This is a genomic window from Nocardia sputi (assembly GCF_023501985.1).
The window spans coordinates 1-18546 of the sequence record NZ_JAMFLC010000024.1; the positions used below are offsets into that span (position 1 = coordinate 1).

Below are 18546 nucleotides of genomic sequence, written 5' to 3' on the forward strand. Positions count from 1 at the left end.
TCGGCCTGCACCGCCTACCCATCGCGGAATTCCCCCTGCTGCGCGCACTCGCACCCGTCCTGGCCGCCTACGACGGCGAAGCCGAACTCGAACGCGGCCTCGACATCCTGCTCACCGGCCTCACCGCAGCGCTGCTCCAGCCCGGTCGAGGGTGACGACACCGTGCTGTCATCAACGTACGTCTACGGTGTAGACGTACGTTGTGGACGGCCCTAGACTGGGTACAACCGGTTCATGCATCCGCTGTCGGCCGATCGAAGAGTCCGTGCCGAGCCCGCGCGACCGGGAGACGGGAACTTTTCGATGACCATCAGGGACAAAATCGCGCACCAAGTCCAGGCGAGCAGGGCGTCTCTACGGACGTTGCTGGCCAAGACGGACGAAGACAGCCGTCGTAGGACGGACGTCGGCGGCAGGCGTCCCGGCGGCGCCATCGCACTGGCCGGGCGCAAGGTGAAGCAGGCGTTCACCCGCTGACTCCGACCTCGATCATCCCAGAGACCGGCTCTTCGTCGCGGCAAGTGATCCCAAGAGACTCGAGGAGAATCACCAATGGCAATCACGCAGGTCGCGGCCTACGCGCATTTGAGCGATGCGGATGTCGAAGCGATGGGGCGGGAATTCGACGCGATTCGCCGCGACATCTTGGATCGACGCGGCGCTCGGGATGCCGCTTACATCCGCCGCACCATCGCTTTCCAGCGAATACTGGAAGCCACGTCACGGCTCGTGATCGCCTGCGCCCCCGCGAAACCCGGCTGGATAGTGGGGACGACGGCGCTGGCGGCGGCGAAAAGCATCGAGAACATGGAAATCGGCCACAACGTGTGCCACGGCCAATGGGATTGGATGAACGACCCGGAAATTCATTCCACGACATGGGAATGGGATATGGCGGGTCTGTCATCGCAATGGCGCTATTCGCACAACTACCGCCATCACGTGTACACCAATGTCATCGGCATCGATGACGATATCGGCTTCGGCGTGATGCGGGTGACCCGCGATCAGGGGTGGCGGCCGCGCTTGCTGCTGCAGCCGTTGCAGAACCTGTTCCTGGCGATGACGTTCGAATGGGGCATCGCCCTGCACGACCTGTACTCCGAGCGCGACCGCACGCCTGTCCCGGCGGAGAAGGCCGCACAGACCAGAGCGCTGATCCGGAAGGTCGCGCGGCAGGTCGCCAAGGACTACGTGCTGTTTCCCGCGCTGAGCGGGCGGCGCTGGCGTCGCACGCTCGCCGCGAACACCGCCGCCAATGTGCTGCGGAATCTCTGGGCGTACCTGGTGATCTTCTGCGGTCATTTCCCGGACGGCGCGGAGAAATTCACCACCGCCGCGGTGGAGAACGAGACGAAGGCGCAGTGGTATCTGCGGCAGATGCTCGGCAGCGCGAACTTCGATGCCGGACCGGTCCTGGCGTTCATGAGCGGGAATCTGTGCCACCAGATCGAGCACCATTTGTTTCCGGACCTGCCCAGCAACCGGTACGCCGAGATAGCTGTGCGCGTGCGCGCCATATGCGACAAGTACGACCTGCCCTACACCACCGGACCCCTGCTGCGGCAGTACCTGCTGACGCTGCGCACCATCCACAAGCTGGCTCTCCCGGACAGCTTGCTGACCGCGACCTCCGACGACGCGCCGGAGACCGCCTCGGAACGAAAGTTCGGCGCCCGCCCTGCGACCGGAGCCGACGCGTTTCCCCGGCGTGGCCTGCGTACCGCCTTACTGCTCACCAGCCGGTTCCGCTCCTAGGGTCCGGCGCTGGACCTCAATAGGAAACGCGCGCCACGCGGATCTCGGAGATCGACATGCCCCGTCGGCGGCGGAACAGGCCGCGAAGCGTTCCGGCATTGAGGTAGCCCACCTTGGCCGCCACCGCGTCCACCGTGAGCGACGTGGTGCGCAGCAGATGCACGGCGCGTTCCAGGCGGATGTCGTGCACGAATTCGGTGGGGGACATGCCGAGTTCGGCATGCGTTGCCCGCTGCAGGCTGCGTTCGGTGACACCGATCGCGCGGGCGGCCTGGGCGATCCGGAAATTGTCGCCCAGGTGCTCGCGCACCCAGCGTTCGAAGGCGGCGGTGACCGAATCACCGCGTGCGATTACCTCGGGAACGATGAACTCCCGCTGCGGTCGTCCCGCGCCGACCGCGAGGTAGCGCATCGCGCGCTCGGCCAGCGCCGGGCTCTTGGTGGCGATCAGCGACAGGGCCAGGTCCATGTGCGACAGCGCCGCGCCCGCGGTGGTGACGCCGTGGCCGCGGCACAGCGTGCGGCCCTCGTCGAGCTCTACCCGCGGATAGCGGCGCCGGAAGCTGGGACCGAGCCACCAGCTCGTTGTGGCGGGTGAGCCGTCCAGTACGCCCGCTTCTGCCAGGAAGAACGTTCCGGTACAGGCGCCGGCGAGATGAGCCCCCCGCTCGCGCGCCGCGATCAGCCGGTCGAGCACCGGGCGGCTGGCCGGTGCGGAGATGAGGTCGATCAGCGCGGTGGCCTCCAGGACGTTCACCGCGGGCACGATCATCAGCTCGAATGCGTCGCCGAACTCGTCGAGGGGGATCGTCGGCACGGTGTTGCCGTTGCCCGACCGCACGCTGGCGCCGAACGACACGCTGCGCACCCGCCACGGCTGCGGCGGGTCGGGAAGTTCGGTCCGCACGGCGTTGGCGGTGTTGAAGGTCTCCAGCAAGGCGGCGTATCCGAAATCGGCCACACCGTCCACCACGAAGACCGCGACGTCCATGTCGGAAACAGTACCGAAGATGTCGTTCACGACACTCGGTTCCGGTGGAATTCTGACCTACTGTCATCGCCAGACGGCTCCCCGTCCCGCAAGCGCGGTCCCTCGGAGTCGATACAGCCTGCCGTACCTCGTCACTTGAGGAGTTCGCGTGACCATGATCGAAACGACCGGGACCCACCACATCCGGTTGACCGTGACGGACATCGCCCGGTCCCGCGCCTTCTATCGGGACGTGCTCGGGTTCCCGGTCGCCGCCGAATCGCCTGGCAGCCCGGACGATCCGGCGGTGCGCGCCGATCCGATGCGGCTTTTCGGCGGGGTGGTGTTCCAGGCCAACGGCATGTTGCTCGGCCTGCGCCCGGTGGCGGCCGCGACGGATCGATTCGATTCCGAACGGGTGGGTTTGGACCATCTCAGCTTCTCCGTCCCGGCGCGGGCCGATCTGGTGGCCGCGGCCGCGCGCCTGTCGGAAGCGGGCATCGAACACGGCGAGATCACCGAAATGGCTGATTTCGGGATCGCGATCCTGTCGTTCTCCGATCCCGACGGCATCCACCTCGAACTCACTGCGCCACTGTGAATCCAGCACGTGCTGTGGCGCCGGCGCGGCCGTGGCCGATCCGGAAGGGCTCGGCGTTGCCGAGTCCGAGCACTCTGCTGTGCGCCCTCGGCGGCCACCACGTGGAGGGCCCGGTGAGCCGGTGGGCGCGCGAGCTGACCGAACTGCACGGACGTCGCCGGGAGGTGGGACGCCGAGTCGAGATCGAGGAGCGCCGTGCGGAGTTGGTGGACCGGATCAACACGTGGGCGACGCTGCACCTCCCGTGCGCCGCGCCGGGTGCGCGCCTGCACGATTCGAGCTTGGGCGAGATGATCGACCGGATGGCCGCGGTAGCCGAGCAGGCGTTCCACCTGCTGATGCACGACGACCCGGCCGGCGAGCGCGTGCACGCCGCGTGGACCCGGCTGGCGGAATGGGAGATCGCCTATGCCGATCTGGCGGGCGCGGTCGGGGACGGCCGTCGTCGCCTCCCCTCGACACGGACATCTCCGGCATCATCGGCGACTCGGTGATCCGGAGGCGCCGATCGAGGACCGGCCATACCGCCGCGTCCGGGCCTGGACGCCGAAGAGGCGGCCCGAGGAATGCGCTGATGATCCTGGGCGTGCGCCCGTTGTGTTTCGTGAGCGCGCTCACGCCGGAGTCGCTGCACGACCCCCGCTGCGGGCCGAGACGCGCGCACTGTGCCGTGGCCGTTCGAAGGCGAGTCGACGAGAGGGCGTAGGCTGAGCGCTCCGACGGACGGCGCGACTTCTGGGAGCGGTGCATGAGCAAGGGTGAGGGGACTCCTCCCGCTACGACGCGGACCGGCACGATCAGCGTGCGGGTGCCCGCGGTGTCCGAGCAGCTGGCGATGCTGCGTGCCTTGGCCGAGACCGTCACACTCATGGCCGATTTCGGTATCGATGAGGTGACCGACATCCGGCTGGCGCTCGACGAGGTGGCCAGCGCGCTGGTGCTGGACGCGGTGGACGGCGCGGAGCTCGAGTGTGCGTTCGGCTTCGAGGACGACGCGGTGGACGTGCGTGTCTCCACCGTCACGGTGTCGGACGCGAGTCCGGACGAGTCCGGCTTCGGCTGGCACATCGTGGCGACGTTGACGGACTCGGTCTCGTCGTGGCGAGGCGAACACGATCCCGCCGCGGGCGGCTACCCGACTGTCGTCGACTTCCGTTGGGTGCGCGGCGGCTCGAATAATGGGTAGCGATTCGAATCAGTTCACTCCCAAACGCAAATCGCGGGGCGACAGCTACGACAATATCGAGCCACTCTTCGCCGAATTGGCCGCACTGGCGCCGGACGACCCGCGCCGGGAAGCCCTGCGCGCCGAGGTGATCGAGCGCTGCCTGCCCCTGGCCGAGCACATCGCGCGCAAGTTCAGCGGGCGCGGCGAGAGTTTCGAGGACCTACTGCAGATCGCGCGGGTGGGCATGCTCGCCGCCGTCGACCGCTTCGATCCCGGACACGGCGCGACGTTCCTGTCGTTCGCGGTGCCGACGATCATGGGCGAAGTACGCAGGCATTTCCGCGACTACGCCTGGTCGGTGCGGGTCCCGCGGCGGCTCAAGGAGATCCAGTCCACCATCGGTCCCACGGTGGAGGTCCTGTCGCAGCGGCTGGGCCGGATGCCCCGGGCCAGGGAGATCGCCGAGGAACTGGGCGCGGACCTGAACGAGGTCACCCAGGCGCTCATCGCGCGCAACGCCTATCAGACCTCCTCGATCGACGCCGCCTCCGACACCGACGACGCGGAGTCCGGCGGTCCCTCCCTGCTGGACTCGCTCGGCGCCGAGGATCCGGACTTCGGCACCGTGGAGAACTACTTGGCGGTGAAGCCGCTGCTGGCGGCGTTGCCCGAGCGGGAGAAGCAGGTTCTGGTGATGCGCTTCTTCGATTCGATGTCCCAGGAGCAGATCGCCCAGCGGATCGGCTGTTCGCAGATGCAGGTCTCACGCATTCTGTCGAAGACCTTGAAGTCGCTGCGCGAACAGGCTCTCCGGGACTGACACACCGAACTCGGACCTGCCGGTGCTGCTTTCACTCGCCGGTCAGGTCGTCGTGATATTCGCGCATCGCCCGGACGACGGCGACCAGCACGCGGTGCGCCGCGCGTAGGTCGGCGTCGGGCAGTTCGGCCATCGCGGCGCGGGTCTGCCGTCCGAGCGGTGTGAAGAAGCCGCGGGCCACGTCCATGCCGTGCTCGTCGTAGTGCAGGATGACCCGCCTGCGATCGGTCGGGTCGGCGGCGCGGCGCAGGTGACCGGAGTCGATCATGCGCTCGACCAGATAGGTCACCGCGGATGAGGAGATTCCCATCAACTTGCCCAAGCCGCCCGCGGTCAGCGGCGCGCCCTCGAGTTCGGCGGTCGCGACGTGCATCAGCGCGCGAAAGTCATTGGTCCGCAGCTGGTTGGACCGTGCGAAAACCTGCCCGATCTGTTCGGAGATCGCGCTGAGGGCGCGGATGTCGGCGGCGATGTCGGTTTCCAGTTCGTCACGGTCCGTCCCGCCCGTGTTTGGCTCTCCGGTCAACGGCGCATCCCTTTCCACACGGGGGTCAGCGTAGTTCAGCCGGTGTCTCGATTGCTTAATATTTCAGTTTCTGAGAGAGTTGGCCGCGTGAGCGCTTGGGATCGCTATGCGTCGGTGGTGACCGCCCGGACATCGTGGGTACTGCTTCTCGTGCTCGCCGCGGCCTCGATAGGCCTGATCGGTGCGGTCGGGGAGAACGAGGCCGCCGGGCAGGCTCCCACCGCGCTGCCGTCGACGGCGGAGTCCGCCCGGGTCGAGCAGGCGCTGGAAGAGTTCCCGGACGCGGGGACGACCGCCGCGATCATCGTGGTCACCCGTGCCGACGGCGCCGAGCTGACCGAAGACGACCGCGACGCCACCGCAGCGGCGGTGACCCGCGCGTCGGGACGCGCGCCCGGCCCGGGCGAGCTGCTCGCCGCGCCGGATCGGAAGGCGGCGATCGGACAGGTGCCCGTGAGCGCCGACCTCAACGGATTCGCGCTGACCGACCGCGTCGGGGAGATCCGTGCGGCGGCGCGGGACGGCTTGCCCGCCGGGTTGATCCTGCAGGTGACGGGTGGTCCGGCGTTCGGAGCCGACATCGCGGACTCGTTCTCCGGAGCCAACGTCACCCTGCTGGCGGTGACCGCGGTGGTCGTCGCGGTGTTGCTGATCGCGACGTATCGCTCCCCGGTGCTGTGGCTGGTGCCGCTGACGGTGGTCGGCGTGGCCGACCGGGTGGCCACCAGTGCCGGAACCGCCCTGGCCCGTTTGACGCCGCTGACCTTCGACGGCTCGACGTCCGGCGTCACCAGCGTGCTGGTGTTCGGTGCGGGCACCAACTACGCGCTGTTGCTGGTGTCGCGCTATCGCGACGAACTGCACCGGGAGTCCGACCATCGCGCGGCGTTGCGGCAGGCGGTGCGGCGCGCCGGGCCCGCGATCCTGGCGAGCAACGTGACGGTGGTCGCCGCACTGCTCGTGCTGCTGCTGGCTTCGGTGCCCAGTACCCGCAGTCTGGGTGTGATGGCCGCGCTCGGGTTGCTGGTGGCCGTGGTGTTCGTCCTGCTCGCGCTGCCTGCCGCGCTCGCGCTGTGCGGGCGCAACGTGTTCTGGCCCTTCGTGCCGCGGGCCGACGACCGGGACACGGCCGACGAGGGAATCTGGCACGCCATCGCCGCGCGCGTGGTGCGCAGGCCCGCGCTGGTCGCCGGGAGTGCGATCGCGGTGCTCGCGGTCTGCGCGACCGGGTTGCTGACGGCGCAGGTGGGGCTCTCGCAGACCGAACAATTCCGGGTCCGCGCGGAGTCGGTGGAGGGATTCGACGCCCTCGCGCAGCACTTCCCGTCCGGTTCTTCCGATCCCGCGATCGTGCTCGCGCGCAGCGAGGCGTCGCCCGCGGTGGAGGAGGCGTTCCGCCGCACCGAGGGCGTGGTGCTGACGTGGCAGTCGGGTACTTCCCCGACCGGGCTGACGCGGTGGTCCGTGGTGATCGACGCGCCACCGTCGTCCGCACGTGCCTTCGACACGATCGAGGCGCTACGCGCGTCGCTCGCGCGGGCTCCCGGAGCCGACGCGCTGGTCGGCGGCACCGATGCGCAAGCGCTGGACGTGCAGGACGCCGCGAGCCGGGACCGTGAGGTGATCATCCCGCTCATCCTCGTCGTCGTGCTCGTGGTGCTGCTGGTGCTGCTGCGCGCGGTGCCCGCGGCGGTGCTGCTGGTCGCGGTCACGGTGTTGAGCGCGCTGGCCGCGCTCGGCCTGGGCAGCTGGATGAGCGAGCACGTGTTCGGATTCCCGGCGCTGGACATCAGTGTGCCGCTGTTCGCGTTCCTGTTCCTGGTCGCGCTCGGCGTCGACTACACGATCTTCCTCGTCACCCGGGCACGGGAGGAGACACCGCGACACGGCACCACACGCGGCATGGTGCGGGCGGTGGCGGTGACCGGCGCGGTGATCACCAGCGCGGGCATCGTGCTGGCCGCGGTGTTCTGTGTGCTCGGCGTGCTGCCGCTGATCACCCTCACCCAGGTCGGCATCGTGGTCGGCCTCGGTATCCTGCTCGACACGTTCGTCGTGCGCACGGTGGTGATTCCGGCGCTGTTCAGCCTGATCGGGCGCAAGATCTGGTGGCCGAGCGAACTGCGCCTCGTCGAGGAGGAGCGGCCGGTCGGCGGACAGGAGAGCGGATGACCGCGTCGGGCGGCCATCCGCTCTGTTCAGGCGAGAGAGAGTGCGAGGTCAGCGCCGGAAGGCGTCCTTGACCTTTTCCCCGGCGTCCTTCAGATCCGACTTGGTCTTGTCGGTGCGGCCTTCGTCCCGCTTCCCACGGTCGCCCGTCGCCTCGCCGAGCTTCTCCTTGGCCTGGCCTGCGACTTTCTCGGCCTTGTTCTTCGCTTTGTCGACTGTGCCCATGTCACAACCTCCTTTGTGAAGAGACCGGCCGGCCATCTTCAGCCGGTCTTCTTCGCCATAGCCCTATCCAGCGCGGCCAAACATCGGTTCCCTGCCGCACAGCAGAAGACCCGGCGCGAACCGGGTCTTCTCGGGAGGTGTCCGACCAGGTCGGCGCGCTGCTCCTGTCCGGAGCCGGAGAGACGGATTACGAGGCCGGAACCGTGGGCGGGGTGAGAAGTCCCTGGGCGACTCCGGCGCCCGCGCCGAGGGCCGCGCCCAGAGCGATGGCCGGGGACGCGACGAACCCGTAGCCGATCGCGGCGCCGAAGGCCATGACGGCCACCGTCCCGGTCGGGAACATCGGGATGCCTGCGATGGCGCCGCAGATGGCGCCGATGACGGCTCCGATGGAGGCGACCGGCGCGGCCACCATGCTGCCCACCGAGGCGCCGACGGCGGTGGAACCGAGGATGTCGGCGGCGATGCGGTCGGAGCGCGACGGCTCGAACCCGGCCGAATCCAAGGTCTGGGCGATGCTCGCTTCCGGCCCCGCGATCGCGTCGTTGAAGATCTTGCCCTGCTCAGGAGTCAGGAAGTCCGGCCGGCCGATCACCACCGATCCCACGCGCAGCGTCCCGGGAGGCGCCTCGATCGGCGCGACCGCGGGAGCCGGTGCGGCCGGGTTGGGCAGGTGCAGCCGGTGCGGGAGGATGGGCGCGAGCACGTTCGGGTCCGGCATCGGACGAGTGGTGCTCAGGTCATTGCGGCCCGCGGACACCGGGGGCATGGGAGGCGCGGCCTCCGGCGGAACCGCTGCGGGATCCACGGGATCGGCCGCCGGGGCGAGGACGCCGACGGCGGGCACCGGGGCGAACGGAATCCGGATGGAGATCTCCGGCACCAGCGGCTCGGCGGTGGCGGTCGCGGCCCCCATCACCGACAGCGGGATGGCGCTCGCCACGACCAGGGTGGCGGCGCGGCGAAAGAACGGGTGTGCCGGAGTTTCGGGTGTCTCTACGTCCATGAACTCATCCACCTCATTCTGAAGAAGACATATACCTACCTTTCTGATTCGGTTCCGAACGTCTTACGGATGCGCGAAGATTTGATCTCGTTTCGGTTTCCACAGCCCATACGCGCGGGCGGTGGAATCGTCAGAGGGCGATGCGAAAGCGGGGGCCGCCGTGGTGTACCCGCTTTGTTATTTGTTTTGTCGACGTAAATCTCGAAAAAGACGCGTGAAACGGGTTTCAGCCCCGCTGTCGGCGCTCGGCGCCCCATGGTGTCAGAGGTGAATGCCCCGGGTCGATCGCCCGGGGCACCGAACCTCAAGAATTCACGGCGTCGAATCCCGCGCGCAGGTCGGCGAGGATGTCATCGATACCCTCGATGCCGACCGCGAGCCGGACCAGGCCGGGCGTCACGCCCGCGGCCAGCTGCTCTTCCGGCGTCAGCTGCGAGTGGGTGGTGGAAGCCGGGTGGATCACCAGCGAGCGCACGTCGCCGATATTGGCGACGTGGCTGTGCAGTCGCAGCGCCTCGACGAACCGCTTGCCCGCGTCGACGCCGCCGGCCAGCTCGAAGCCGATCACCGCGCCCGCGCCCTTGGGCGCGAGGCTGCGGCCCCGCTCGTACCACGGCGACGACGGCAGGCCCGCGTAGGACACCGAGGTGACTTCGGAACGGGTGTCGAGGAATTCGGCCACCGCCTGCGCGTTCTGCACATGCCGCTCGATCCGCAGGCTCAGCGTCTCCAGGCCCTGGCTGATCAGGAACGCGTTGAACGGCGAGACCGCCGAGCCGAGGTCGCGCAGCAGTTGCACGCGCGCCTTGAGCGCGTAGGCGGGCGCGCCGAGATCGGCGTACACCACACCGTGGTAGCTCGGGTCGGGTTCGGTGAAGCCGGGGAACCGGCCACCGGTCCAGTCGAACTTGCCGCCGTCGACGATCACGCCCGCGATGGCCGCGCCGTGTCCGCCGAGGTACTTGGTGGCCGAGTGTACGACGATGTCGGCGCCGTGAGCCAGCGGCTGGATCAGGTACGGCGTGGCGACGGTGTTGTCCACGATCAGCGGCACGCCGCTGTCGTGGGCGACCTGCGCGATACCGGGGATGTCGAGGATGTGGTTCTGCGGGTTGGAGATCGTCTCGCCGTAGAGCGCCTTGGTGTTCGGACGGATGGCGGCCCGCCACTGCTCGAGGTCGTCGGGGTCATCCACGAAGGAGACCTCGATGCCGAGTTTGGGCAGCGAGTAGTGGAAGAGGTTGTAGGTGCCGCCGTAGAGCCGGGGGCTGGAGACGATGTGGTCGCCCGCTCCGGCGATGTTGAGGATCGCGAAGGTCTCCGCGGCCTGCCCGGAGGCCAGCAGCAGGGCGGCGACGCCGCCTTCGAGTGCCGCGACGCGCTGCTCCACCGCGTCCTGGGTGGGGTTCATGATCCGGGTGTAGATGTTGCCCGGCTCCGCCAGACCGAACAGCGCCGCCGCGTGCGCGGTGTCGCGGAAGGTGTAGGAGGTGGTCTGGTAGATCGGGAGCGCGCGGGCGTTGGTCGTGCCGTCCGGAATCTGTCCGACGTGGATCTGCTTGGTCTCGAAGCTCCAGTTCTGGGACAGGTCGCGTTCGGTCATCGGGAGGTCCTCCTGTTGTTCGGGAATCGATCGGGTCGGTACGGCGGCTAATCGGTGATCAGGGTGGTGTCGACCGCGGTGCGTCCGGTGGTGAGATCGAGCACCGGGCAGTGCGCGTCGACGGTCTGCTGGAGTTCGGCATAACGCTGCTCGGTGTCGGGGCCGCTGACGCGCACGGTCACCCGCACCGCTTGGAACCCGGCGCGGACGGCCTCGTCCAAGCCGAAGAACCCGCGCACGTCGAGATCGCCTTCGGCGCTGACGGCGAGTTCATCGATCGTGATGCCGAGGCGCTGGGCCCAGAACCGGTAGGTCACCACTTGACACGCGATGAGAGACGCCAGGTACACCTCGACCGGGTTGGGCGCGGTGTCCGCGCCGCCGAGCGCGGGCGGCTCGTCCACGCGAACGGTGTGCTTGCCGAGAGTGATCGCGCTGCCCACCGTACCCTCCGGGACCCCGGAGGCACGGAACACCACCAGAGCGTTCGCCGGGTCATCCGCGACGGCCCTGGCCGTCGCGTCGGCGATGTCGTTGAGCGGGGTGCTCACATCAGTTGTCATGTCCACTGACGCTAGGAACCGCGGCGGGCGACGGCGATAGTTACATTCGGACTGAGTGCAACGATGGCGCGCGGCTCTCGTGCACCGCCGTCACTCCGCGGGCTCGGCCTCGGTCTCCGGTTCCGGCGGTGTCACGGTGGCCGCGTCGATCTGCTCGCCGACGTAGCGCAGGACGACCGCGGCCATCGCGACGACGGGAACGGCCAGGAACGCGCCGACGATCCCGTACAGCGAGCCGCCCGCGGTGACCGCCAGCAGCACGATGACCGCGTGCAACTGCATAGTGCGGCTCTGCAAAACCGGTTGCAGCACATTGCCCTCCAGTTGTTGCACGGCGATGACGATGCCGAGCACGATCAGCGCGGTCACGAAGCCGTTGCCCACCAACGCCACCAGCACCGCGAGCGCACCCGCGACGAACGCGCCGACCATGGGGACGAATCCGCCGAGGAAGGTGACCACCGCGAGGACCAGCGCCAGCGGCACCCCGAGGATGACCAGGCCCGCGCCGATGAGCACCGCGTCGATCAGGCTGACCAGCGCCTGGGTGCGGATGAATCCGCCGAGCACGGCCCAGACCCGACTGAGCACCTCCTCCAGGTGCTTGCCGCTGCGGCTTCCGGAAACGCTGTGCACCCAGGGCAGGAAGCGCGGTCCGTCCTTGACGAAGAAGAAGGTCAGCACGAGCACCAGGAACAGGGTGATCAGCACCGACGTCGCGGTGGACACACCACTGAACACGCCGCTGGCGATCTGCTCAGAACTCGACTGCAGCCGGGAGACGATCGCGTCCACAGCCGAATCCAGTTGTTCGTCACGGATTCTCAGCGGTGGACCTTGTAACCAGTCGCGCACCTGCTCGACGCCCGCGCTCGACTTGTCGGCCAGCTCCGGCGCCTGGTCCACGACCGACGGCACGATCAGCGCGATGACGCCGGCCAGCACACCGATCAAACCGATCACCCCGATCGAGGCGGCCGCGGCGGGCGGCAAACCGTGTGCGGTGAGCCAGCGGACCGGCGGCCACAGCACTGTGGCGACCACGATCGCCAGCGCCACCGGCAAGATCACCACCCACAGCCGGGCCACCAGGAATCCCAGCACCCACGCGCCCGCCGCGATGGCGACGATGCACAGCGCCCACTTGGCCAGCCACAGCAGGCCCACCCCGATGACGTCACCGCGATCCCGCAAGGTGGGCTTGTCCGGTCCGTGGCCTTTGCTACGTTCGCTCACCGGCCCAGTCTGGCACGAGGTCACCGGATCGAGCAGGGCTCGAGCCCGCCCTCCATACCGGTTGCGGCCCCGTCGGGCACGCGTGCGGCGCGGAAGCGGGACGCGGTTTGACCCGGCAGCCGCTGGTCATCACCTGAACAGGTCATGGGAAGGGTGGTTGTCGTGCGGTGTGTGGTGTTTGGTGCGACAGGCTACATCGGCGGACGGCTGGTGCCGGAGCTGCTGCGCGCCGGTCATACGGTTCGGGTGCTGGCGCGCACACCGGGCAAGCTCGCCGATGCTCCCTGGCGCGATCGCATCGAGGTGCTGGCCGGTGACGTGACGTCCGCCGCCGATGTGCGCGCCGCGCTTTCCGGACAGGACGTGCTGTACTACCTGGTCCATTCGCTGACGCGCGCCGACTTCGACACGGTGGACCGGGAGGCCGCCACGCTGGTCGCGGCCGAGGCGGCGCACGCGGGGCTGACCAGGATCGTCTACCTGGGCGGCATCGTCCCGGACGAGCAGCGGCTGTCGCGCCACTTGGCCTCCCGATCCGAGGTCGGCGAGATCCTGCTGGCGGGCTCGGTGCCCGCCTTGGTGCTGCGCGCCGCGGTGATCATCGGTTCCGGCTCGGCCAGTTTCGAGATGCTGCGCTACCTGACCGAGCGTTTGCCGATGATGGTCACACCGCGTTGGGTACGCAACAGGATCCAGCCGATCGCGGTGCGTGACGTGCTCTACTACCTGGCCGAGGCGGCGACGCTGCCCGAAGGCGCCGGCGGCGCGTTCGACATCGGCGGTCCCGACGTGCTGACCTATGTACGGATGATGCGCGACTACGCCGAAGTGGCGCAGCTGCCGCGACGGCTGATCGTGCCGGTGCCGGTACTGACGCCGTGGTTGTCGGCGCAGTGGGTGAATCTGGTGACCCCGGTGCCACGCGCCATCGCCGTGCCGCTGATGGAGTCGCTGATCAACGACGTGGTCTGCCGCGACCACGCGATCGCCGAACTCATCCCGGACCCGCCGGGCGGACCGACCGGTTACCGGCGGGCGGTGACGTTGGCGTTGGAGAAGATTCGCGACCTGGATGTGCCGACCAGGTGGTCGGATGCCGATCCGCCGGGCGAGCCCTCGGATCCGCTGCCTACCGACCCCGAATGGTCGGGTGGCTCGCTGTACCGGGATGTGCGCGAACGGCACACCGACGCCGACCCGGCGACGCTGTGGCGGGTGATCGAGGCGATCGGGGGCGAACACGGCTGGTATTCCTTCCCGCTGGCCTGGTCGCTGCGCGGCTGGATGGACCGGCTCGCGGGCGGCGTCGGTCTCGGGCGCGGCCGTCGCGATCCACACCGGCTGCACGAGGGCGAGGCGCTGGATTGGTGGCGGGTGGAGCGGCTCGAGCGACCTCGGTTGCTGCGGCTGCGCGCCGAGATGCGGGTGCCGGGCCGGGCCTGGCTGGAGCTCTCGGTCGAGCCGGACGGTCCGGGCGCCACCTACCGCCAGCGTGCCCTGTTCGAACCGCGCGGGCTGGCCGGGCATCTGTACTGGAAGTCCATCGCGCCGTTCCACGCGGTCATCTTCGGTGGGATGGCGCGCAATATCACCGGCGCCGCGGAATCGTCGCGCACGGGATGACCGCGAGTTCGTCGGAGGGCGAGGCGGTCTCGATGCGGCGCGAAGGTCCGCATTCTCCCCAGCGTGCACCTACCCTGATTCCGGTGGCGATTTCGGAGTGATGACGGCTGGGAGTCTCGGTGGGCGCGGCATTGGTCAAAGGTCAGAACGGGGCATTGGACGTGGCCCGCGTGCTGGTGTCGGTGCGGACCGAGGCCGCGGTCGACGTATCGGCGCTGCTGGTGACCGAAGCGGGGCGCGTGCGATCGGACGCGGACTTCGTGTTCTTCAATCAACCGAGCGCGCCGGGCGTGTCGCTGAGGCGCGGAACGCCTGCCGCGCTGTCGGTTTCGCTCGGCGAACTGCCCCCGGACGTCGCGCAGCTGCGTGCGGTGCTCACCCTCGACGATCCGGCGGAGTCCTTCGGCGGGTTCCCGCCGCCGATCGCCACGGTCGCCGACGCGGCGGGGACCGTGCTGTACGAGTACCGCATCGAGGGTTTGGGCAGTGAATCCGTGGTGATCGCGCTGGAGCTGTACCGCCGCCAGGACTCGTGGAAGGTGCGCGCGGTCGGACAAGGTTATGCGGGCGGGTTCGCCGCGCTCGTCACCGATCACGGCGTGAGCGTGGACGACGAACCAGCCCAAGGAGGCACCGCATCCTCGAGCTCTACCGCGCCCGCGACCACCTGGACCACGCCGCCGACCGACGTCTTCACCGTTCCCGGCGAGGCCCGGCTTTCCTTCGACAAGCGCGCGACGCTGGACCTGCGTAAACGTGAAGTCGCGAAAGTTCTCATCGACAAGAACGCTTTCGGAATCCGCGCCCGCGTCGTGCTCGTCATCGACAAAACCGGCAGCATGACTCGGCAGTACCGCGACCAGGTCGTACATCGTGTCGTGCAGCGGATGATTCCGGTGGCCACCCAGCTCGACGACGACGGCACGCTGGAGGCGTATCTCTACGCGGTCTCCTTCGCCAAGTTGCCCGATATCGCCGTCGAGCACGGTGACGAGTGGGCGCGGACCTACCTGCATCTCACCGGAACCCACGGGGGCATCGACTACGACCGGCTCGGCGGCCGCAACGACGAACTGCCGATCATGCGCGACATCATCGACTCGCTGCGCCGAGGCGATCGCCCCACACTCGTGTTGTTCTTCACCGACGGGGGCTTCGCCAAGAAGCGCGAGATCGCGGCGCTCATGCGCGAAGCTTCGCTGCGGCCCGCCTTCTGGCAGTTCGTCGGCCTCGGCCGCGCCAACTACGGCCTGCTGCGCACCCTGGACGAGCTGTCGGACCGGGCGGTCGACAACGCGGGGTTCTTCGCCCTCGACGACATCGATCAGGTCGACGACACGCAGCTCTACGCGCGATTGCTCGGCGAGTTCCCGGACTGGCTGCGCGCGGCGCGAACCGCGGGCATCCTGCGCTGACCCACGCGGTGACCGCGCAGCGGCATCAACGCGTCGAACAGCGCAAAGCTGCCCTGCCCACTCGACATTACCCGCCTGATATAGCGAGAAGCTATGGCGGTGTGGAGTTTCGGTGCGCCTCGGATCAGCCGATGACGGCGTTCATGATGGTGCCCGCGCTGGTGGCGATCACCCCGCCGATCATGGCTCCCGCCACCATCTTCGGTGATTCGAGCCCGCCGCCGGTCCACTTCTCCCAGGCGAAGCGGCCACCGGCGTAGATGATGCCGCAGATGCCCGACAGGAGCACGAACCACGTCAGGTAACGGACCAGTTGGAGGAACTTGTCGGAGATCGGCGGTGCTTCTGGAGTGGGATTGCCGATCTGCGCCAAGGTGTCGTAAGCGGCGGCCAGGATCATCGTCGTTCGCTCATTCTGGATTCGGGACAGGGGCAGGTGATTCGCTGAGAAGATCGTATCCGTTCGCTCGCCGCGATGCAGTCGGGTCCGTGCAGCGCAGGAAAGTTCGCGTTTCCCGGTAGCCTGGCCGGGTCTGCCTGTCTCGCGGCTGGTCGGGAACGTTGCGCGCAGTGCGCACACCGCAGCGCGGTCTGTGCCCGTATCCTGGTTCGTGGCCGAATTCATCGGTAGTCGAACGGCTTTCGCATAGCGACTGGTCGGCGGCAGGGTTGTATTCGAGCGTAGAGGGAGTAGACGGTGAGCATCATTCTGGCGTCGGTCGGCGATTCGTTCACGACGTTGGCGCAGATCGGCAATCCGACCCCGGAGGCGCCGCCCTTGGCGGACAAGCTCTTACAGTTCGTCCGGTATCTCACCTGGTTCGCGCTGGCGTCCGGCATCGTCAGCATCATCTACGCGGGCGGCAGATTCGCCTGGGAGAAGTGGAGCGGCGGCGGCTTGCAGTCGCCGAAGATGATCGCGGGTGCGATGCTCGGCGGAGTGGTCGCCACCAGCGCGGGCACCATCATGAACACCGTTCTGGAGTTCTGACCGCGGGCGCGACGCGGCGATCCCGCCCGGCACATCCTCGTCGGTGACGACGAGCGTGCCGAGAACGGGTCGCCGCGAGGCGCCGGTCGCGACCGCCGAGGGTGCCGCCGGATGTTTCGCGTCCGTCATACGGTTCCCCCTTTTCCTGCGATCACCGCGTTGACCTGCTATTTCCGTTGCTCGGGGCGGCTATACTCCGGTGCGGATCTCGCGGTGCCCGACACGATCGGAGACGGAGCAGGATCATGGACGACAGGACCGGCGGCGAGTCCGGGGTCTCGCGGCGCACGGCGCTCGGTATCGCGGCGGCATCGGTGGTCGCGGCCGGGTTGGCGGCGTGTGGGGGTGACGACGAAGACCGCGCCCCGGGCTTCGTCCCTGAGGACGCCGCCACGATCGCCAAGGACGCCTACGTCTTCGGGTATCCGCTCGTCCTGATGGACGTCACGCGCGAGGCGGCGGAGGGGGCCACGCCCGCCAACCGGTTCCAGCACGCGACGGCGTTGCCCAGCCCGGCACAACGCGACGTCGTGCGACTGGACCGGGATTCGCTGCGTTCGACCGCTTGGCTGGATGTGACGGCCGAGCCGATGGTGCTGAGCGTTCCCGCGATGGACAGTGGCCGGTTCTGGCTCGTGCAAGTGCTGGATGCCTGGACGAACAACGTGCACAATCCGAGCCAGGCGCGGCCGCAGGCGAGATCGGCCACTGCACCGTATTCCTATGTGGTGACCGGTCCGGGATGGTCGGGCACGTTGCCGGGCGGTCTTACGCCGTTGCCGATGCCGACGCCGACGGTGTGGCTGATCGTCCGGATCCAGGTCGACGGGGAGAACGATCTGCCGGTTGTCCGCTCGTTGCAGCAGGAATTGCGGCTGGTTCCGTTGAGTGCGTGGATCGCGGGCGGCGAGCCGCCGGCTCCCGCCGCTCCGCCGCGGCAGGCGAGTGTACAGCCGCCGCCCGAATGGGTCGCGGAGATGGACGCGGGAGTGTTCTTCGATCGGATGTGCGCGCTGTTGTCGATCAACCCGCCCGCTCCCGAGGACGCCCCCGCCATGCGGCGCTTCGCGGAGATCGGTATCCGGCCCGGCGGCGCGGTCGAGGGTCTGTCGGAAGGCGATCTCTCGGCCGCGATCGACACCGCCAAACAGCAGATTCCGGTGTATCTGGGCGCCCGCACGGTCAACGAGAACGGTTGGCTCATCGATCCCCTCGTCGGGCGCTTCGGCACCGACTACATGCTGCGCGCCGCCATCGCGCAGATCGCGCTCGGCGCCAGTCTGGCCGAGAACGCCTTCTATCCGACGCTGTTCGCGTCGACCGACGCGGGCGGCGGCGCGGGCCGATTCCGGCTGCATTTCGCGCCCGGCCAACTGCCGCCCGTCGACGACTTCTGGTCGTTGACCGCCTATGGCGCCGACAGCTACCTGGTGCCCAATCCGGCCGGGATCTACGCGGTGGGCCACCCGGCGCCGGTGGTGCTCAATCCCGACGGGTCCTCCGATATCGCGTTGCAGTACAGCGACCCGGGGCCGGGTGTGCCCGCCGGGAACTGGTTACCCATCCCGGAATCCGGTCAGTTCTCGCTGACCCTGCGCATGTACGCGCCCAAGGCGGAGGCGATCCAGGGACGGTGGCGTCCACCGCCGCTGCTGCCGGTGTTCTGATCCGGGTCCATGCCCTGATCCGGTCGGTGAACCACGCGCGGCTGCTCACGGCCCGCCGAAAGCCGTGGGCAACCGGCATCGAGTGGAAGGTGCGTCCTTCGGCCCTGCTCGGCGGGTGAACCGTCCCACCACCGCGGTATCGTCTACGCGCTGACCAGCAATTTCGCTGTGTTCGCCGGTTATAATCCGGGACGGTTGCGGCGCG

At 68.5% G+C, this 18546-nt stretch carries 19 protein-coding genes and 1 pseudogene; 12 read left to right on the plus strand and 8 right to left on the minus strand.

Translation table 11 applies throughout. From position 1 onward, the window contains the following. The 3 genes and pseudogenes from M8859_RS28415 to M8859_RS28425 all read left to right on the plus strand — a co-directional run. Positions 1-155: pseudogene (locus M8859_RS28415) on the plus strand (TetR/AcrR family transcriptional regulator); the annotation flags it as partial. A gap of 148 nt (positions 156-303) precedes the next feature. Continuing rightward, the gene (locus tag M8859_RS28420; protein WP_159931014.1) at positions 304-477 is read left to right on the plus strand and encodes a hypothetical protein; all 174 of its coding nucleotides are present in this window, start codon (positions 304-306) and stop codon (positions 475-477) included. Positions 478-552: 75 nt separating this feature from the next. Continuing rightward, positions 553-1758: a fatty acid desaturase family protein gene (locus M8859_RS28425; RefSeq protein WP_159931016.1), complete on the plus strand. Its 1206-nt coding sequence runs from the start codon at positions 553-555 to the stop codon at positions 1756-1758. A gap of 16 nt (positions 1759-1774) precedes the next feature. On the opposite strand, the gene M8859_RS28430 is transcribed toward M8859_RS28425, so the two are convergent. Next, on the minus strand, positions 1775-2749 hold the full coding sequence (locus M8859_RS28430) for a GlxA family transcriptional regulator (protein ID WP_159930657.1): 975 nt from the start codon (positions 2747-2749) through the stop codon (positions 1775-1777). A gap of 154 nt (positions 2750-2903) precedes the next feature. Here M8859_RS28430 and M8859_RS28435 point away from each other — a divergent pair, with 154 nt between their 5' ends. The 4 genes from M8859_RS28435 (at position 2904) to M8859_RS28450 (ending at position 5317) form a co-directional block, all read left to right on the plus strand. After that, positions 2904-3329: a VOC family protein gene (locus M8859_RS28435; RefSeq protein ID WP_159930663.1), complete on the plus strand. Its 426-nt coding sequence runs from the start codon at positions 2904-2906 to the stop codon at positions 3327-3329. A 56-nt stretch (positions 3330-3385) separates the two neighbouring features. After that, on the plus strand, positions 3386-3823 hold the full coding sequence (locus tag M8859_RS28440; protein ID WP_159930656.1) for a hypothetical protein: 438 nt from the start codon (positions 3386-3388) through the stop codon (positions 3821-3823). A 254-nt stretch (positions 3824-4077) separates the two neighbouring features. Then, positions 4078-4515, plus strand: a complete 438-nt coding sequence (locus tag M8859_RS28445; protein WP_159930655.1) for an ATP-binding protein — start codon at positions 4078-4080, stop codon at positions 4513-4515. Next, positions 4508-5317, plus strand: coding sequence for an RNA polymerase sigma factor SigF (locus tag M8859_RS28450; RefSeq protein ID WP_159930654.1), 810 nt, complete (start codon positions 4508-4510; stop codon positions 5315-5317). Before M8859_RS28445 ends, M8859_RS28450 begins: the two co-directional genes overlap by 8 nt. Before the next feature lie 31 nt (positions 5318-5348). Here the strand turns inward: M8859_RS28450 and M8859_RS28455 are convergent, their stop codons facing one another. Beyond that, the gene (locus M8859_RS28455; RefSeq protein WP_236565781.1) at positions 5349-5843 is read right to left on the minus strand and encodes a MarR family winged helix-turn-helix transcriptional regulator; all 495 of its coding nucleotides are present in this window, start codon (positions 5841-5843) and stop codon (positions 5349-5351) included. A gap of 87 nt (positions 5844-5930) precedes the next feature. On the opposite strand from M8859_RS28455, the gene M8859_RS28460 reads away from it, so the two are divergent. Further along, positions 5931-8015: an MMPL family transporter gene (locus M8859_RS28460; RefSeq protein ID WP_236565780.1), complete on the plus strand. Its 2085-nt coding sequence runs from the start codon at positions 5931-5933 to the stop codon at positions 8013-8015. 48 nt (positions 8016-8063) lie between these two features. Here the strand turns inward: M8859_RS28460 and M8859_RS28465 are convergent, their stop codons facing one another. From M8859_RS28465 to M8859_RS28485, 5 genes are all read right to left on the minus strand, one after another. After that, positions 8064-8237 carry a CsbD family protein gene (locus tag M8859_RS28465; RefSeq protein WP_159930652.1) on the minus strand — a complete coding sequence of 58 codons (174 nt, stop codon included), beginning with the start codon at positions 8235-8237 and terminating at the stop codon, positions 8064-8066. A 187-nt stretch (positions 8238-8424) separates the two neighbouring features. After that, positions 8425-9243, minus strand: a complete 819-nt coding sequence (locus tag M8859_RS28470) for a hypothetical protein (RefSeq protein ID WP_195140170.1) — start codon at positions 9241-9243, stop codon at positions 8425-8427. Between the two features lie 304 nt (positions 9244-9547). Further along, positions 9548-10846 (minus strand): bifunctional o-acetylhomoserine/o-acetylserine sulfhydrylase, encoded by a 1299-nt coding sequence (locus M8859_RS28475; RefSeq protein WP_249645077.1) that lies wholly within the window; start codon positions 10844-10846, stop codon positions 9548-9550. Between the two features lie 47 nt (positions 10847-10893). Further along, the gene (locus tag M8859_RS28480) at positions 10894-11409 is read right to left on the minus strand and encodes an OsmC family protein (protein ID WP_195140169.1); all 516 of its coding nucleotides are present in this window, start codon (positions 11407-11409) and stop codon (positions 10894-10896) included. A 90-nt stretch (positions 11410-11499) separates the two neighbouring features. Beyond that, a complete protein-coding gene (locus tag M8859_RS28485) occupies positions 11500-12645 on the minus strand; it encodes an AI-2E family transporter (RefSeq protein WP_249645078.1) in 1146 nt (381 codons plus the stop codon). A 144-nt stretch (positions 12646-12789) separates the two neighbouring features. Here M8859_RS28485 and M8859_RS28490 point away from each other — a divergent pair, with 144 nt between their 5' ends. Both M8859_RS28490 and M8859_RS28495 read left to right on the plus strand, forming a co-directional pair. Further along, positions 12790-14268, plus strand: coding sequence for an SDR family oxidoreductase (locus M8859_RS28490; RefSeq protein ID WP_249645079.1), 1479 nt, complete (start codon positions 12790-12792; stop codon positions 14266-14268). A gap of 119 nt (positions 14269-14387) precedes the next feature. Further along, entirely contained in the window at positions 14388-15683 is a 1296-nt protein-coding gene (locus tag M8859_RS28495; protein ID WP_249645080.1) for a vWA domain-containing protein, read from the plus strand. Between the two features lie 124 nt (positions 15684-15807). Here M8859_RS28495 and M8859_RS28500 read toward each other — a convergent pair whose 3' ends face one another. Then, on the minus strand, positions 15808-16083 hold the full coding sequence (locus M8859_RS28500) for a hypothetical protein (RefSeq protein ID WP_039796837.1): 276 nt from the start codon (positions 16081-16083) through the stop codon (positions 15808-15810). Positions 16084-16380: 297 nt separating this feature from the next. On the opposite strand from M8859_RS28500, the gene M8859_RS28505 reads away from it, so the two are divergent. Together M8859_RS28505 and M8859_RS28510 are read left to right on the plus strand one after the other, a co-directional pair. After that, positions 16381-16674 (plus strand): hypothetical protein, encoded by a 294-nt coding sequence (locus M8859_RS28505; protein WP_040865713.1) that lies wholly within the window; start codon positions 16381-16383, stop codon positions 16672-16674. A gap of 245 nt (positions 16675-16919) precedes the next feature. Beyond that, a complete protein-coding gene (locus M8859_RS28510) occupies positions 16920-18341 on the plus strand; it encodes a DUF1254 domain-containing protein (protein ID WP_159930645.1) in 1422 nt (473 codons plus the stop codon). The last annotated feature ends 205 nt before the right edge of the window (positions 18342-18546 follow it).